The sequence below is a fragment of the Streptomyces sp. NPDC005393 genome, assembly GCF_040606675.1.
Lineage (GTDB): Bacteria > Actinomycetota > Actinomycetes > Streptomycetales > Streptomycetaceae > Streptomyces.
This window is the reverse complement of sequence record NZ_JBEXFG010000030.1, coordinates 60,219-75,058: the sequence shown is the minus strand read 5'-3', so window position 1 is coordinate 75,058 and position 14,840 is coordinate 60,219. Positions and strand designations below refer to the sequence as shown.

16 protein-coding genes and 2 pseudogenes are annotated in these 14,840 nt (G+C 71.5%); 9 read left to right on the top strand and 9 right to left on the bottom strand.

Annotated features, from left to right (window positions below; genetic code table 11):
- Positions 1-384: 384 nt before the first annotated feature.
- Both ABZS71_RS23395 and ABZS71_RS23390 read right to left on the bottom strand, forming a co-directional pair.
- Positions 385-681: a GYD domain-containing protein gene (locus tag ABZS71_RS23395; RefSeq protein WP_356213165.1), complete on the bottom strand. Its 297-nt coding sequence runs from the start codon at positions 679-681 to the stop codon at positions 385-387.
- A 98-nt stretch (positions 682-779) separates the two neighbouring features.
- Positions 780-1,184: pseudogene (locus ABZS71_RS23390) on the bottom strand (His/Gly/Thr/Pro-type tRNA ligase C-terminal domain-containing protein); the annotation flags it as partial.
- A gap of 492 nt (positions 1,185-1,676) precedes the next feature.
- Between ABZS71_RS23390 and ABZS71_RS23385 the strand changes: the two are divergent.
- The gene (locus ABZS71_RS23385; protein ID WP_356213163.1) at positions 1,677-2,435 is read left to right on the top strand and encodes a DUF4232 domain-containing protein; all 759 of its coding nucleotides are present in this window, start codon (positions 1,677-1,679) and stop codon (positions 2,433-2,435) included.
- On the opposite strand, the gene ABZS71_RS23380 is transcribed toward ABZS71_RS23385, so the two are convergent.
- Both ABZS71_RS23380 and ABZS71_RS23375 read right to left on the bottom strand, forming a co-directional pair.
- Entirely contained in the window at positions 2,351-2,671 is a 321-nt protein-coding gene (locus tag ABZS71_RS23380) for a hypothetical protein (protein WP_356213161.1), read from the bottom strand. The genes ABZS71_RS23385 and ABZS71_RS23380 overlap by 85 nt on opposite strands.
- Entirely contained in the window at positions 2,671-3,609 is a 939-nt protein-coding gene (locus ABZS71_RS23375; RefSeq protein WP_356213159.1) for a phosphorothioated DNA-binding restriction endonuclease, read from the bottom strand. The genes ABZS71_RS23380 and ABZS71_RS23375 overlap by 1 nt, the downstream gene beginning before the upstream one ends.
- A gap of 48 nt (positions 3,610-3,657) precedes the next feature.
- Here ABZS71_RS23375 and ABZS71_RS23370 point away from each other — a divergent pair, with 48 nt between their 5' ends.
- The 5 genes from ABZS71_RS23370 to ABZS71_RS23350 all read left to right on the top strand — a co-directional run bounded on the left by ABZS71_RS23370 (position 3,658) and on the right by ABZS71_RS23350 (position 8,097).
- On the top strand, positions 3,658-4,494 hold the full coding sequence (locus tag ABZS71_RS23370) for a class I SAM-dependent methyltransferase (RefSeq protein ID WP_356213157.1): 837 nt from the start codon (positions 3,658-3,660) through the stop codon (positions 4,492-4,494).
- Positions 4,495-4,624: 130 nt separating this feature from the next.
- Positions 4,625-5,554 (top strand): TetR/AcrR family transcriptional regulator, encoded by a 930-nt coding sequence (locus ABZS71_RS23365; protein WP_356213155.1) that lies wholly within the window; start codon positions 4,625-4,627, stop codon positions 5,552-5,554.
- A 15-nt stretch (positions 5,555-5,569) separates the two neighbouring features.
- Complete coding sequence (locus tag ABZS71_RS23360) at positions 5,570-6,463, top strand: 3-keto-5-aminohexanoate cleavage protein (RefSeq protein WP_356213153.1); 894 nt, start codon at positions 5,570-5,572, stop codon at positions 6,461-6,463.
- Between the two features lie 123 nt (positions 6,464-6,586).
- Positions 6,587-7,627 carry a 3-hydroxyacyl-CoA dehydrogenase NAD-binding domain-containing protein gene (locus ABZS71_RS23355; protein WP_356213151.1) on the top strand — a complete coding sequence of 347 codons (1,041 nt, stop codon included), beginning with the start codon at positions 6,587-6,589 and terminating at the stop codon, positions 7,625-7,627.
- Positions 7,624-8,097 carry a thioesterase family protein gene (locus tag ABZS71_RS23350; protein ID WP_356213148.1) on the top strand — a complete coding sequence of 158 codons (474 nt, stop codon included), beginning with the start codon at positions 7,624-7,626 and terminating at the stop codon, positions 8,095-8,097. The genes ABZS71_RS23355 and ABZS71_RS23350 overlap by 4 nt, the downstream gene beginning before the upstream one ends.
- A gap of 172 nt (positions 8,098-8,269) precedes the next feature.
- Here the strand turns inward: ABZS71_RS23350 and ABZS71_RS23345 are convergent, their stop codons facing one another.
- Entirely contained in the window at positions 8,270-8,647 is a 378-nt protein-coding gene (locus tag ABZS71_RS23345) for an FAD-dependent oxidoreductase (RefSeq protein WP_356213145.1), read from the bottom strand.
- Positions 8,648-8,700: 53 nt separating this feature from the next.
- Between ABZS71_RS23345 and ABZS71_RS23340 the strand changes: the two genes are divergently transcribed.
- The gene (locus ABZS71_RS23340; RefSeq protein WP_356213143.1) at positions 8,701-9,612 is read left to right on the top strand and encodes a pyridoxal-phosphate dependent enzyme; all 912 of its coding nucleotides are present in this window, start codon (positions 8,701-8,703) and stop codon (positions 9,610-9,612) included.
- A gap of 12 nt (positions 9,613-9,624) precedes the next feature.
- On the opposite strand, the gene ABZS71_RS23335 is transcribed toward ABZS71_RS23340, so the two are convergent.
- On the bottom strand, positions 9,625-10,518 hold the full coding sequence (locus tag ABZS71_RS23335) for an ATP-dependent DNA ligase (RefSeq protein ID WP_356213199.1): 894 nt from the start codon (positions 10,516-10,518) through the stop codon (positions 9,625-9,627).
- A gap of 26 nt (positions 10,519-10,544) precedes the next feature.
- Positions 10,545-11,456: a non-homologous end-joining DNA ligase gene (gene ligD, locus ABZS71_RS23330; RefSeq protein ID WP_356213141.1), complete on the bottom strand. Its 912-nt coding sequence runs from the start codon at positions 11,454-11,456 to the stop codon at positions 10,545-10,547.
- Between the two features lie 30 nt (positions 11,457-11,486).
- Between ligD and ABZS71_RS23325 the strand changes: the two genes are divergently transcribed.
- Positions 11,487-12,530 carry a Ku protein gene (locus ABZS71_RS23325; RefSeq protein WP_356213138.1) on the top strand — a complete coding sequence of 348 codons (1,044 nt, stop codon included), beginning with the start codon at positions 11,487-11,489 and terminating at the stop codon, positions 12,528-12,530.
- 34 nt (positions 12,531-12,564) lie between these two features.
- On the opposite strand, the gene ABZS71_RS23320 is transcribed toward ABZS71_RS23325, so the two are convergent.
- Entirely contained in the window at positions 12,565-13,386 is an 822-nt protein-coding gene (locus tag ABZS71_RS23320) for an NAD(P)H-binding protein (protein ID WP_356213135.1), read from the bottom strand.
- 148 nt (positions 13,387-13,534) lie between these two features.
- Between ABZS71_RS23320 and ABZS71_RS23315 the strand changes: the two genes are divergently transcribed.
- Complete coding sequence (locus ABZS71_RS23315) at positions 13,535-14,134, top strand: helix-turn-helix domain-containing protein (protein ID WP_356213132.1); 600 nt, start codon at positions 13,535-13,537, stop codon at positions 14,132-14,134.
- 218 nt (positions 14,135-14,352) lie between these two features.
- On the opposite strand, the pseudogene ABZS71_RS23310 reads toward ABZS71_RS23315, so the two are convergent.
- Positions 14,353-14,535 (bottom strand): annotated as a pseudogene (locus tag ABZS71_RS23310) (hypothetical protein); the annotation flags it as partial.
- Positions 14,536-14,840: the final 305 nt, after the last annotated feature.

Below are 14,840 nucleotides of genomic sequence, written 5' to 3'. Positions count from 1 at the left end.
CCGCAGGGCTGAGCGGTGGGTACGTCGGAATTGCTTGATGTAATGCTTGCGCCAGATCAAGTGTTTTTTGGGGAGGGGCACCCGGAGCCCCTGAGCCGGGCGGCGGAGGCGGGAAGGCCCGGCGCCTGGGCGCCGGGCCTTTTCGACGTGTACGGGGGTTGTTCAGCTCTCGTTGCTCATGCTGTCCCCGCCTCGCCAGTTACTGTCTTGGCCAAGACATCGCGGACCTGGGACAACAGCAGGCCCAAAGCTCCAGACAGAGCCAGGATCAACAGGGCAACGCTGTCCGGATCGCCGGGCGAAGATCCTCGATAGCCTCTGACTTGTCGGAACGGTCAGCCACAAGGCCCCGAGCCGATCATGGACCGGGGCGTTGGACATCCGCTAGCCGGCGGCCTTGGCGATGATGCGGTCGATCTCCTCTCGGCCGAAGGCCCGCATGCTCGTGGTGCGGACGCTGCCCACGCCGCCGAGTTGCAGGAGCGCCGCGGTGGCGGTTTCGTCGTCGGGCGCCTCGAGGATGACCACGATGTCATACGGGCCGACGGTCCAGTAGATGTTCAGCAGCTTGCACCCGAGCTTCTGTAGCGCCGCGCTGAACGCCTCATAACGCTTCGGGGTGTCCTTGTAGTCTCGGACTCCCTGATCGGTCCAGTTCAGCAACGTGATGAATATCGGCATGATCGTTGACCTCCATGAGGAGACACCTCGCGAGATCGATTCTGGGCGTCATGAGTGACACCCGCCCACGATGCGCGCCGAACGGGTGACACGGGCCATCACGCGCGGGTCTCGGCGTCCCACAGATCGGTACGGTGCGCGTCGATGAGCGCGCTGATGCGGGTCAGGGCCTCGGCGGCGGGCATGGGAGCCAGACGCTGCCCGTCGTCACGCAGACGCAGGGCGACCCGGTCGTCGGCGCCCTCCCTGGGGCCGATCACTGCCTGGTAGGGCACGAGCCGGGCGGCACGGATACGGGCACCCAGGGTGCCGTACTCCGGCCCGGCGATCCGCGCGCGCAGCCCTTGAGCGACGCATCGTTCCAGGAACTCGGCAGCATGGTGCATCTCGGCGTCGGAGACCGGCAGGGCCACCAGCTGGGTGGGGGCGAGCCAGGCGGGGAAGGCGCCGCCGTGCGCCTCGATGAGGTGGGCACGGCTGCGCCGTAGGGCAGCCAGTACGGCAGTCCCGCGCCGATCAGCGGGTCGGTGTCGAACAGGCCCAGCTCGCGGCCGAGCTTCCGATGGTCGTGCATGGCGGTCTCCTCACGGACGTTGGGCGAGTGACCGCAAAGCGAAGCCCCGGGGCACTCGCCCCGGGGCTTCGGATCAAGACATCTGTCAGCGCGCCGGGACACTCTCCGGCGTCGTCGTCATACCAGCGCGCTTCATGCCGGCGACCGTAGCGGAGGCCGCGCTCTCCACGCCGTGAATTTCGCCGGGTTGGTGGGCCGTGGGGTACCCCTCTTCGCATTCGCTTGACACGGTAGTTGCGCTGGATCAAGCGTTTTGCGGAGCAAGGGGTCTCGGCGGCGCCGCAGGCTCAGGGGGCGTTAGGTGTATGGCATCTCCACGTTAGTGGCGTGTTAGTGACGTGTTAGTGGATCAACAGCGGCTGCGAACAGGCTTGTTTCCGCGGACCGAAGGACGGGACGCATCGATACCACTGGGGGAAACATGTCGAGCCGCATCACGAAGACCTCCGTCGCCACGCTGATCGCCGCTGCCGCGATCGGGCTCACCGCCTGCCAGGGCAATGGATCCGATGACGCGGGGGCCTCGTCGTCCTCCGCTTCCTCGGCGCCCGGGTCCTCGGGCTCGTCCGGTTCCTCGGGCTCCTCTGGGTCCTCGGGCTCCTCTGGGTCCTCGGGCTCGTCGGGCTCGTCGGGCTCGTCCGCCTCCAGCTCCTCGGGTGCCTCCTCGGGCGGCTCGAACTCCGGCTCCGACTCGGCCGCCGGCAAGAGCGGCTCCCAGGCCGGTGGCGCGTCCGCCGCGGGCGGGTCCGGGGGGCACTGCACCACCGACCATCTGAAGGCCGGCTGGGGCTCCGAGGGCGGGGGCCGTCCGGATATGAAGAGTGACGCGCAGCAGACCGCCGCCGTGTGGCTGAAGAACATCGGCGGCAGCAGCTGCACCATCAGTGGCTTCCCGGGCGTCCAGATCAACGGCACCGACGGCAACTCCTGGGACTTGCAGCGCTCCGCGAAGAAGCCGGTCGCCGTGACGTTGAAGCCCGGCCAGAACACGTCCTTCACCTTCCAGTTGCTGCCCTCGACCAGTGCTGACGACCGGAAGATCGAACCGGACATGGTCCTGATCACCCCGCCGAACGAGCAGAAGAACTTCCAGCTTCAGTGGCCGTTCGGCGGGGCCATCCTGGACCAGTCGGGAGCCACCCACCCGGGCACGTTCGTCAACCCGGTCAACGTGTCCTGACCGTAGTCGGGTCCCGCGCCGGAGGCGCCCACCTCCAGGAGAAAGGTGCGGTACTCCTCGGGCAGGGTCACGCCCCACACGCGCTCGGCGGCCGGCAGGCCGGCTTCGGCGACGGGCGGCTCCAGGTCTAGGCCATGGCCGTATCCCTTGAACGTCGCGCCGAACACCCGCCGTGCCCCGGGGGCCGTGCGCAGGGCGAGGACCCGCTCGCGTACGCCCGTCCATATGGTGTCCATCAGCACAGCCTCACGTCCGCAGTGACCGCGCCGGGACGTTTGAAGACCTGGCGCCCGTGCCAGAGGACGAACGCGGCGTCGATGGCGGGCCGGCCGGGGCGGGGTGTTGCCACCGGCTCGCCGTGGAGGGCGTAGACGGCCTTCCCCGCCGCGCTCCGGGTCACGTACAGCGGGGAGACCTGTATCCGGGGGCCGGGCAGCAGCCCCAGCACCCCGAGGTCCAAGAGGGTGTGGTGCAGGGAGCAGAGGGCCAGCCCGTTGTGCACCTCGTCCGGGCCGTCCTGGCTGTGCCACCGGACGTGGGCCGCCTCGAGCCCTACGGGGTTGCGGCCGAGGGCCCCGTCGAAGCCGCAGAAGGCGCAGGCGTACGCGTAGGCGTGCAGCACCTCCTCCACGAACCCCGCCCGTCGCGTACGGCGCTTCCGCCCCGTCGGCATGGGGGCCGCTTCGTCCATCCCGGCCAGGTCCAGGCCGACGGCTTCACAGATGGGTGCTTCCAGCGCCGGGGTGAAGTGCTGTTCCAGCAGCAGCCGGGCGGCCGCGACAAGCGTGCCCGGGGCGGCCAGCAGCGTCTCGACCTCGGGGCGCAGACGGCCGTGGGCGCCCCGCACCCGCAGCCAACTGCCCCGCTCCGGGGCGTCCGGGCCGATGTCCTGGCCTTCCAGGTCCCTCAGGTCCCACAGGCCACGCTCCAGATGGACGAACGGCATCGCGGCCCGCTCCCGGGCCCTCGACCGGCTCGTCACGATCGGCCCGAAGTCGTTGATCAGACGGCTGACCGGCTCCTCCGCCTCGTCGTACGTGACCACGGTGCTGCCCGAGGCGAGGAACCGGCCCAGCAGCCACAGCACCAGCAGCGGTTTGTGCGGGGCCCGGCGACTGCCGATCTGCGCACGGCGCAGCCCCGCCAGCGCGCTCATCAGTTCGTCATAGGTCACGAAAACTACTCTGGCAGTAAGGAGAACCCGCACGCGAGGAGCAGCGGCATGGCGGACGGAAACGGGTGGAGCGTCAAGCTGAGCGGGGTGCCCGAGACCCTGCTGTGGAACCTCTTTATGCGGGCGTACGAGGCGCGGCAGCCCCGGCCGGTGCTGGAGGATCCCAAGGCCGTGGAGCTGGTCGACCGCATCGACTACCCCTTCGAGGAGACCTTCGGCGCGCCCAGCCCGCTACGGGCGCAGGGTCAGGCGCTGCGCGTGCGGACCTTCGACGACGCCGTACGGGCGTTCCTCCGCGAACACCCGGACGGCACGATCGTCACGCTCGCCGAAGGTCTGGAGACGCAGTACTGGCGGGTGGACAACGGTCGGGCGCGCTGGTTGTGCGTGGAGCTGCCGGAGACCGCCGAGGTGCGGCGCGCTCTGCTGCCGGATGAGGAGCGGCGGCGCACCCTGGCCCAGTCGGCGCTGGATCTGTCCTGGCGGGACGAGGTGGACCCCGCGCGCGGGGTGCTGATCACAGCCCAGGGGCTGCTGATGTATCTGCGGCCGGCCGAGGTGAAGGAGCTGATCGCGGGGTGCGCCGAGCGGTTCCGGGGCGGTGCGCTGGTGTTCGACGCGGTGCCCCGGTGGTTCAGCGCCCGCACGATGCGCGGGCAGATGCGTACCGCGCACGGGTATCGCACACCGCCGATGCCCTGGGGGATGAACGCCGGTGAGCTGGACAAGGTGCGTACGGCCCACCCGGCCATCAACGAGGTGCGCGAGCTGCCGCCGCCGCGCGGGCGGGGGCTGTACTACGGGGCGCTGACGCCGCTGCTGCGGCGGCTGCCCGCGGTACGGAATGTGCGGCCGACGATGACCGCGATCGCCCGCTTCGACTGATCTCCACTGATCCATGAGTCAGTCTGCTGCGCATCATCCGCTGCGATTACCGAGAGATTTCCTATCAGAAGGGTCCATTTCACTCGGCAGGTCATTGCGTTTATCTCAACGCGTCCGTACGGTGGCGGCCATGCGGCAACGGATCCAGGTGGCTGAACGCGTACGCCAGGTGATCGAGGACGTCGGATGCAGTCAGCGGGAGTTCGCGCGGCGGATCGTGATGGATCCGTCCAAGCTGTCGCGTTCGCTCGGCGGGAGCCGGCGCTTCACGGTCGCCGAGCTCGCGCGGATCGCCGATGCGGGGAATGTGGACGCCGGATGGCTGCTGGGCACCACGGCGTCTCCCGAAGCCGCCCCCGAGCCCGCCGCCACCGCCGTACCGGAAGCGCCTTCGCGGGTGGTCGCCCCCGAGGGCGGGCGGCCGTTGCAGATCGTGCGGGAGACCGTGCGGCTGATCGCCGAGCACGGCTTTCACGCCGTACGCGTCGCCGATATCGCCGCGGCCTGTGACACCAGCACCGCCGCCATCCACTACCACTTCCCCGGCCGCGCCGAGCTGCTGGAAGCCGCCGTGCGCTGGTGCATGGACGAGGACACCGCGCGCCGGGCGGCCCGGATCGCCGAGGTCGATGACGCGCGTGAGGAGCTGCGGCAGCTGATCGCGTTGCAGGTGCCCTACACCGCGCAGCAGCGGCGGCAGTGGCTGGTGTGGATGGATCTGTGGGCCGAGGCCGCGCGGTCGACGGCCGTCGGACGGCTGCACGCCGACTTCTACCGGCAGTGGCGGCAGATCGTCGCGGAGGTGATCCGGCGCGGGATCGCGCAGGGCGTCTTCCGCTCCGTCGACCCGGAGTTCAGCGCGCTGCGCCTGACCGCCCTGGTGGACGGACTCGCCACTCAGGTGCTGGCCACCGCGCCGGGGGAGGGCGGTACGAGCGCCGAGGACATGCATATCGCCTGCGACGCGTACGTCGACACCGAACTGTCCGCACAGCGTGCGGCCCATCCCCACCCCGACCCCGACCCCGACCCCCACCACAGCAGTGATGCCGGACCGTAGTCACGGAGGATCCCCATGCCCATGAACGACAGCGTCATCATCACCTGCGCCCTCACCGGCGCCGGTGACACCGTGGGCCGCAGCCCTCATGTCCCCGTCACCCCCGAGCAGATAGCCCGCTCCGCCGTCGAGGCCGCGGAGGCCGGGGCCGCCGTGGTCCATATCCACGTCCGCGACCCCGAGACCGGCGCCCCCTCGCGCGACCCGCGGCTGTACCGCGAGGTCGTGGAGCGGGTGAAGCAGACCGGCACCGACGTCGTCATCAACCTCACGGCGGGCATGGGCGGCGACCTCGTCATCGACCCCGAGAAGCCGCTCAAGCAGCTCCCCGGCACCGATCTGGTCGGCGGGCTGGAGCGGCTGCCCCATGTCGAGGATCTGCTCCCCGACATCTGCACCCTCGACTGCGGCTCGCTCAACTTCGGCGACGGCAGCAACCTCTACGTCTCCACCCCCGACATGCTGCGCACCGGCGCCAAGCGCATCCAGGAGCTGGGGGTGCGGCCCGAGCTGGAGATCTTCGACACCGGGCAGCTGTGGTTCGCCAAGCAGCTGCTGGCCGAGGGGCTGCTCGACGACCCGACCGTCTTCCAGCTGTGCATGGGCATCCCGTGGGGCGCCCCGGCCGAGCCGGGTGTGCTGAAGGCGATGGTCGACCTGCTGCCCGAGGGCGCGCAGTGGGCCAGCTTCGCGCTCGGCCGGATGCAGATGCCGTGGGTGGCGCAGTCCATCCTGCTGGGCGGCAATGTACGGGTCGGGCTCGAGGACAACCTCTACCTCAGCAGGGGCGTCAAGGCCACCAACGGCCAACTCGTCGAGCGCGCCGTGCAGATCACCGAGCTGCTCGGCGCGACGGTCGCGACGCCGGACGAGGCCCGGCAGCGGCTGGGTTTGAAACCGCGCGGTTGAGGCAGCGTATCCGAGGCGCGGCACCGTGCGGCGCGGCCGTACGCATGACCGCCCCCACGGCGTACGTCGCCGGCACCACCACTCCCCCCACTCCTGTCCCCCACTGTGAGGAACCAAGCCCCCATGCCCCTTCCCCCCTGTGCTCCCGACGAAGTCCGGCGGGTCGCGTGTATCGGCGCCGGAGTCATAGGCGGCGGCTGGGTCGCCCACTTCCTGGCGCGCGGCTACGACGTCACCGCCTGGGACCCGGCCCCGGACGCCGAGGACAAGCTGCGCCGTCTGGTCGACGCCGCCTGGCCCGCCCTTGAGCGGATCGGCCTCGCCGAGGGCGCCTCGCCCGACCGGCTCACCCTCGCCGCGACCCTCGAAGACGCCGTGGCCGACGCGCAGTTCGTCCAGGAGAGCGCCCCCGAGAAGCTGGAGCTCAAGCGCGGGCTGCTGGCCCAGCTGGACGCCGCGACCCCGGCCGGCGTCGTCATCGCGTCCTCCACCTCCGGCTATCCGATGACGGACATGCAGACCGAGGCCGCCGACCCCGACCGCCTTCTCGTCGGCCACCCCTTCAATCCGCCGTACCTCATCCCCCTGGTCGAGGTCGTGGGCGGCCAGAAGACGGAACCGGCGGCGGTCGAGTGGGCGTCGCGCTTCTACAAGGTGGCCGGCAAGTCCGTCATCACCATGGAGCGCGAGCTGCCCGGTTTTATCGCCAACCGCCTCCAGGAGGCGCTGTGGCGCGAGGCGCTGCACATGGTCGCGGCCGGCGAGGCCACGGTGAAGGAGATCGACGACTCCATCACCGAGGGGCCGGGGCTGCGGTGGGCGTTCATGGGCCCCTGTCTGACGTTCGCCCTCGCGGGCGGCGAGGGCGGCATGGGCCATATGCTCGACCACTTCGGTCCCTCACTGAAGTCGCCGTGGACCCGTCTTGAGGCGCCGGAGCTGGACGAAGCGCTCCGCACGGCGATGGTCGAGGGCTGCGACGAGGCGGCGGGAACCCGTACCATCGCCCAGCTCGTGGCGGAGCGCGACCAGGGCGTGATCGACGTACTACGGGCGACCGGGCGGCTGCCGCAGCAGCGGACCGCGCCCATCGAGAGCCCCGCCGGCACCGCCAGCACCGCCAGCACGACCAGCACGACCAGCACCAAGGGAGACGACCAGTGAGCACCCCGCTCCCCGACTACCGGCAGACTGTCCGGCCCGAGTGGATCGACTACAACGGCCATATGAGCGAGGCGTTCTACGTCCTCGTCTTCGGCCACAGCACGGACGAGATGATGGTCGAGACCGGGCTCGACTCCAGCTACCGGGAGAAGACCGGCTGCTCGCTCTACACCGTCGAGTCGCATATCCGGTATCTGCGCGAGGTCGACGAGGGCGCCGAACTCACCATCCGTACGCGGGTGCTCGGCGTGGACGAGAAGAAGGTGCGGTTCTCCCACGAGATGCATGTGGGCGAGCCGGACGGCGCCCCCGTGGCCACCACGGAGCTGCTCGCCGTCCACATCGACCAGAAGGCGGGCCGCTCGGTGCCCTTCCCTGACGACGTCCGTGAGCGGCTGACCGGGCTGGTCGAGGACGCCCCCGAGTGGGCGGGCCGCGCGATCGGCCCCGTACCGCGGGAGGCGGCCTGAGCGTGCCATGAGCGCGGGCTTACGGCACCGCTTCGACGGGCACGAACGCCCCGGACCGACACGGTCCGGGGCGTTCGGCGTCCAGCGGGACGGCTACCACCGAAGGGTGTCCGCCGCGGTGAGCAGAGCGTCGCGAACGGGCCCCGGGGAACGGGGCGGCCGGAGACGGGGTTCAGCAGCCGCGGCCGTAGTCCGGCGCGGAGGCGGCCTCCGCGCGCACCGTCAGCCGCTGCGCGGCCTCGGCGCTCTGGGCGATCTCCAACCCCCCGACCTGGTCGAAGCCCGCCTCGCCGCGCCACTCCAGCGCGCGGTAGACGCGGACGCTCTCGCGGGCCGGCTCGGTGAGGATGTCCGCGTCGCCGAGCCGGCCGACGAATCCGGGGGCGTGGCCCGTCGAGCCGGGCAGCCGACCGGCCGGCGCCTGGTCAAGTCCGGCCGGCGCCTGGTCAAGTACGGTGACCTGGCAGCCTTCCCGCGGCCCGAGCCGCGCGGCCACCGCCGCGCCGACGATGCCCGAACCGATGATCACCACACGCCGCGTCGTCGACATGGCCCCGCATTCAACCGAACGTTTGGTCGGTGCGCAGCCGTATACTGGCCCCTGTGATCGTCCCCGCCGCGCTTCCCTCCCCGCTGACGCCCCTCGCCGACCCGGTCCTGGAGCGCGCGGGCGTGGAGCTGCGGCTGAAGCGGGACGACCTCATCCACCCGCTGGTGCCCGGCAACAAGTGGCGCAAGCTCACCCCCAATCTGCGGGCGGCCGTCGAGCAGGGGCACACCCGGCTGCTGGCCTTCGGTGGCGCGTACTCGAACCACATCCGCGCGGTCGCCGCGGCGGGCGCCGCGCACGGGCTGGCCACGGTGGGGGTGATCCGGGGCGATGAGCTGGCGGACGCGCCGCGCAACTGGTCGCTGGCGCGGGCCGAGCGGCACGGCATGGAGCTGGCCTTCATGGACCGGGCGGGCTACCGGGAGACGCTGCGCACCCTGGACGATCCGGCCACCCTGCGAGGCCTCACGGAGCGGTGGGGGCGCTGCTGGGTGCTGCCGGAGGGCGGTACGAACGTCCTCGCGGCGCGCGGCGCGGCGGAGCTGGTCGTGGAGATACCCGGCCTGGGCGCGGGCGACCTCGTGTGCTGCGCCGTCGGTACGGGCGGCACGCTGGCCGGGATCGCCGCCGGGCTGCCGGACGGCGCCCGGGCGCTGGGCGTCGCGGTGCTCAAGGGCGCCGGATATCTGGACGACGAGGTGGCGGGGGTGCATCGGCGCGGCTGGGGGCGGGCCTTCGGCAACTGGCGGATCGACCACGCACACCACGGGGGCGGCTACGGCCGGGTTCCGGCCGGTCTGGAGGCCTTCGCGGCGGCGTTCGAGGAGCGGCATGGGGTGGCGGTGGAGCGGCGGTATGTCGCGAAGATGCTGCGGTGCGTGTACGAGCTGGCGGGGAGCGGTGCGCTGCCGTACGGCACCCGGGTCACCGCCGTGATCACCGGCCCGCCGGATCCCGTCGCGTAGGAACTTCCGGGTTCAGTCCGGGCCTCGCAGGCGTATGACCGTGGTCGCCGCGTGGCGGGCGGTGCTGTCCTGCCGTACCTCGACCGTCAGCTCCGGTGCGACCGGGCGGTAGGGGATCAGTGCCCCGACGGTGTCGGTGGCCACGTGCTCCGGCTCGGACGGCTCCGGCTCGGGCAGTGCGCGCAAGGCCTCCGCGAGCTGGGCGCGGACCGCCGGGGAGAGCGGGCTGGAGATCACGGGCGTATCGTCGCCCGGCAGCACCAGCGCGAGGGCGCGGGGCCGGAGGCGGGGGCCGACGACGCCGACGACGACCGCTTCGCGGGTTTCGGAGTGGCGCAGCTTCCGCCAGTGGCGGCCCGGCCGGTAGGGCTGGTCGACGGCCTTGATGACCAGCCCCTCGACGCCGATGTCCGTCAGCGCCTCGTACCAGGTGGCGGCCGTCTCCCGGTCGGTGGTCATCGGCACGGCCTGGAGCGGCGGCGGGTACGGCTCCAGCAGCTCCATCAGACGGGCACGGCGCAGCTCGTACGGCAGGGGCCGCAGATCCTCCTCGTCGATCGCGAGCAGGTCGAAGGCGGCGTAGGAGGCGGGGAGTTCGCGGGCGAGCCGGGCCGCGCGGGCGGCGCTGGCCGCCGCGGCGCGCTTCTGCACGGCGGCGAAGTCGGTGCGGCCGCCGGTCCACACCACGACCTCGCCGTCCAGGACCGTACCGACGGGGAGCGCCTGCGCGGCGGTCTCCAGATCGGGGAAGGCGCGGGTGACGATGCGGCCGGAGCGGGCCTGCATCTGGACGGAGTCCTCAAGCCGGAAGATCAGCAGCCGATGGCCGTCGAACTTGGGCTCGTACGCCAGCCGCCGCCCGGGCGGGGGGTCCGGCAGGGTCGGGACGAGGCGGGCGAGCGCCACCTCGACCGGGGGCAGCAGGGGCGGGGTCACCGGCCGGCACCGTCCGGCAGCGGGCGGGCCTGGCCGGGGTCGAGGAGCGGGGCGAGCAGATCCCCGTGGCGCTCAAGCCGGGCGGGGATGTCGTCGATGCGGAACTCCAGCCGCCCGGGGTCGCGGCTATGGCCGCACTTCTCGATCTCGTCCCAGGTGACGGGGGTGGAGACGGTCGGCTCGGGGCGGGCCCGGGGCGTATAGGGGGCGGCGGTGGTCTTGGCGGCCGCGTTCTGGCTGAAGTCGACGTACACCTTCCCGGGCCGCAGCGAGCGGGTCATCTTGCGGACGACCAGGTCGGGCAGGGCGACGGCGGCCTCGACGGCGAGCCCTCTGGCGTAGGCGGTGGTCCGACGGGAGGGGGTCGGCTCCACCGGGACGAGCAGATGCAGCCCCTTGGAGCCGCTGGTCTTGGCGTACGCGGTGAGGCCGTCGGCGCGCAGCCGCTCACGCAACCATCCGGCGACGGCGCAGCAGTGCGCGATCGTCGCGGGCGGGCCGGGGTCGAGGTCGAAGACGAGGCGGTCGGCGATGCCCTCGCCCAGGTCGACCCGCCACATCGGGGTGTGGAACTCGACCACCAGGTTCGCCGCCCACATCAGCGAGGGCAGGTCCTGGATCAGGACCTGCCGCGCGGTCTCTCCCTCATGGCGGGAGACTTCGGCGGTCGTCACCCAGTCGGGGGTGCCCGGCGGAGGGTTCTTGGTGAAGAACTTCTGGCCGTCGGGGCCGTCCGGGTAGCGCAGAAAGGCGAGGGGGCGGTTCCGGAGATGGCCGAGGAGGGGGTCGGCGGTCGAGGCCAGATAGTGCAGCAGCTCGCCCTTGGTGGTGCCGGTGGCCGGATAGATGACCTTGTCGAGGTTCTTGAGCGCGATCCGTCGCCCCTCCACCTCCGCGATAGGGCACATAGGATAAGAATCTCACGAAAGGGATCAAGCATGCGATCTATCTGGAATGGGAACATTTCCTTCGGGCTGGTGAGCATCCCGATCAAGATGTATCCGGCGACCGAGGACCACTCGGTCTCGTTCCGGCAGGTCCACACCGCCGACGGCGGCCGCGTCCGCTACCGCAAGGTCTGCGAGCTCGAGGACAAGCCCGTCGACTCGGCCGAGATCGGACGGGCCTACGAGGACGCGGACGGCGCGCTGATCCCGATCACCGACGTGGACCTGGCCGCCCTTCCGCTGCCCACCACCCGCTCCGTGGAGATCGAGGCGTTCATCCCCGCCTCGGAGGTCGATCCCCTGCAGATCGATGACGCGTACTACCTGGGGGTCAATGGCACCGCAGCGGCAAAGCCCTACGCGCTGCTGCGCGAGGCGCTCAAGCGCAGCGAGAAGGTCGGCATCGCCAAATACGCCCACCGCGGCCGGGAGCGGCTCGGGATGCTCCGCGTCGTGGGCGACGCCATCGCGCTGCACCGGCTGCTGTGGCCGGACGAGGTGCGCGAGCCGTCGGACGTGGCGCCGAAGGAGAAGGTGACCGTGAAGCCGGCCGAACTCGACCTCGCCGACACCTTGATGGAGACGCTCGGCGAAGTGGATCTGGACGATCTGCGCGATGAGTACCAGGAGGCCCTGGAGGCCCTGGTGGCGGCGAAGGTGTCCGGGGCCGCGCCGGTCGCCGAGCCCGGCGAGGAGCCCAAGGGCGCGCAGGTCGTCGACCTCGTGGCCGCGCTGAGGGACAGCGTCCGCAGCGCCCGGCAGGCCCGGGGCGAGGCGCCCGGGGAAGAGGGTGAGGAGGCGACGGTCCACGAGCTGCGCGGCCGTAAGAAGGCCCCCGCGAAGAAGGCCCCCGCGAAGAAGACCGCAGCGGCGAAGACCGCGGGGACAAAGAAGACGGCCTCGACGAAGGAGACCGCCGCCAAGACCACGGCGAAGAAGGCGGGCACGGAGAAGGCCGCGGCCAAGAAGACCGCGGCCAAGAAGACCACCGCGAAGAAGCAGACCGGCAAGCGCGCCTCCAGGCCCGCGTCCTGACGCACCACCGGCCGCCCGCCCCCTCGGCGGACCGTCAGCGGAAGAGGTCCACGTGGTCCTGCGCCCACTGGTCGAAGGTGCGCCCCGGGCGTCCGGTGATGCGCTCGGTCTCCGGGGAGAGCTCGGCGGGGCGGCCGACGCACTCCGCGAAGATGTTCAGCAGCGAGTCCGCGATCTCCGGCGTGACGAACCCGCCCGTCATCCGCTCCCGCGCCGCCTCCCGCGTGATCTCCTCGTACCGCAGCGGCCGCCCGATCGCCTCGCCGATGATCCGCACCTGATCGGCGAAGGTCAGCGACTGCGGACCCGTCAGCTCCGGTGCCTGCCCCACCAGGTCGTCACCGAGCAGCGCACGGGCCGCGACCGCGCCCATGTCGGCCTCGTGGATCGGGGCCGACTGGGCCTCGGCGTACGGCCCGTACACCACGTCCCCGGCCTTGATCTGGTCCGCCCACTGCGCGGCGTTGGCGGCGAAGGCGCCGGGGCGGACGAACGTCCACTCCAGCCCTGAGCCCTCGATCGCGGTCTCCAGATCACGGTGGCGCGTGCCGATGGGGTTGCCCGGCCCCGCGTCGAGGACCGAGGAGGACGAGAGCATCACGAGCCGCCGTACGCCGGCCTCCTTGGCCCGCTCCAGCACCTTGTCGGCGCCCATCTGCCACACCACCGCGGGGTTGAGGAAGAGGGCCGTGGCCCCCTCCAGCGGCAGGTCCTCGGTCCTGGCCACCCGGACCCCCTCCGGCAGCCGCGCCGTGCGCGGGTCACGGGTGAGCGCGCAGACCTCCACGCCCGCCGCGACGAGCTCCTTCACCACATGCCCACCGACGTTTCCGGTGGCTCCGGTCACCACGAACATGCCGTATCCCCTTGCGTGTTGTGTTCTGCGTACGTCATCCCAACGCTAGATTCAACCAGACGGATGAACTTGTCAAACACATAGATGGCCGATGCGGGAAGACCCCCGGTTAGCCTGTCCGGGATCAAGCGGAAGGAGAGTGTCGAAGATGCAGGGGACGCCGAAGAAGCCCCGTCGCGCCCCCGCGCCCGAGGAGCGCAAGCTGGACCCGGAGCGCTCCCGGCGGCTGCTGCTGGAGGCGGCCAAGGAGGAGTTCGCCCAGAAGGGGTACGCCGGCGCCCGCGTCCAGGACATCGCGGACCGGGCGGGGCTCAACAAGCAGCTGATCAACTACTACTTCGGCGGCAAGGAGGGGCTCTACAAGGAGCTGGGCCGCCAGTGGCTGGAGCACGAGGAGTCCTTCAACGACCCCACGATCCCCCTCGACGAGCTGATAGTCCGCTATCTCCGGGACGCCGCCGCCGACCCCCGGGGCATACGGCTCAACTGCTGGCGCGGGCTGACCGGCGACGTCTGGGACGACGCGCCCGAAGACCTCTCCGATCTCCACCGCCGCCAGGCGGAGGGCGAGCTGGCGGACGACCTCGACCCGGCGGCGGCGATGCTGCTGTTCGTCGCCGCGGTCTCCGCGCCGGTCGCCATGCCGCACGCCGTCCGCCGGATCTTCGGCATGGAGCCGGACTCACCGGAATTCCAGCAGCGGTGGGAGGAGCAGCTGCGCCGGATCGTCCGCCATCTCGCGTCGTAGGTCGCCGCCGCCCGCCTCCGGGTGGACCAGCGCGGCACCACCCCCGCCCGCGCCGCCCGCCGAGCTGTGGGCCGCGCCGGCCGTGCGCGGACCCGGCGGCTGCGGAACGGTGGGGGCGGCCGGGCCAGGGCCCGACTGCCGGGCGGGGCGACGCGGGTGTAGACGAGACCGTTGCTGGTGCCGCCGCCGGGCATGGTGACCTTCACGGTGACCGGCCCGGCGGGCCCGGCGGGGGCGATGGCCGTGACCCAGCTGTCGGAGACGACGGTGAAGGGGGCGGGTGCGGTCCCGAAGAGAACCGCGCTCGTCGTGGTCAGTACGGTGCCGAACAGCGGGTCGGACCGGTCAACGTGACCGTATTCCCCCCACCCCCGACCCCTGCGCCGGCAACGGGAGACCACGGCTCGCTGAGGGCGGTGTCGGGGAGTGGACGGGACCGGGCGGGCTCGACCCGCGCGTGCTCACGGAAGCGAACAGTGGGCGACGGCGGGCGTTGGGGCATCCGCCCGGTCCTCCTCGCGGTACCCCTGGCGCCCGGGACCGGCGAGGACGCGGTGACCCCTGCGCCGGAGACACCGGCGGGGATTCTGCCGCACACGTTCAGTAATCCATCCGACGTAGTGCGCCACAAGACGGGTGACGCCATCTCACCCGGACGGCCGGGCGCGCCGTGAATGGGCGTCATCGCACCCGCACACCCCAGGAT

Excerpts from the sequence above, each read along its gene's own strand:
- ABZS71_RS23325 (WP_356213138.1), top strand. The coding sequence starts at position 11,487 with ATGCGATCTATCTGGAATGGGAACATTTCCTTCGGGCTGGTGAGCATC.
- ABZS71_RS23395 (WP_356213165.1), bottom strand. The coding sequence starts at position 681 with ATGCCGATATTCATCACGTTGCTGAACTGGACCGATCAGGGAGTCCGA.
- ABZS71_RS23315 (WP_356213132.1), top strand. The coding sequence starts at position 13,535 with ATGCAGGGGACGCCGAAGAAGCCCCGTCGCGCCCCCGCGCCCGAGGAG.
- ABZS71_RS23320 (WP_356213135.1), bottom strand. The coding sequence starts at position 13,386 with ATGTTCGTGGTGACCGGAGCCACCGGAAACGTCGGTGGGCATGTGGTG.
- ligD (WP_356213141.1), bottom strand. The coding sequence starts at position 11,456 with ATGTGCCCTATCGCGGAGGTGGAGGGGCGACGGATCGCGCTCAAGAAC.
- ABZS71_RS23380 (WP_356213161.1), bottom strand. The coding sequence starts at position 2,671 with ATGGACACCATATGGACGGGCGTACGCGAGCGGGTCCTCGCCCTGCGC.
- ABZS71_RS23345 (WP_356213145.1), bottom strand. The coding sequence starts at position 8,647 with ATGTCGACGACGCGGCGTGTGGTGATCATCGGTTCGGGCATCGTCGGC.
- ABZS71_RS23385 (WP_356213163.1), top strand. The coding sequence starts at position 1,677 with ATGTCGAGCCGCATCACGAAGACCTCCGTCGCCACGCTGATCGCCGCT.
- ABZS71_RS23360 (WP_356213153.1), top strand. The coding sequence starts at position 5,570 with ATGCCCATGAACGACAGCGTCATCATCACCTGCGCCCTCACCGGCGCC.
- ABZS71_RS23370 (WP_356213157.1), top strand. The coding sequence starts at position 3,658 with ATGGCGGACGGAAACGGGTGGAGCGTCAAGCTGAGCGGGGTGCCCGAG.
- ABZS71_RS23365 (WP_356213155.1), top strand. The coding sequence starts at position 4,625 with ATGCGGCAACGGATCCAGGTGGCTGAACGCGTACGCCAGGTGATCGAG.
- ABZS71_RS23355 (WP_356213151.1), top strand. The coding sequence starts at position 6,587 with ATGCCCCTTCCCCCCTGTGCTCCCGACGAAGTCCGGCGGGTCGCGTGT.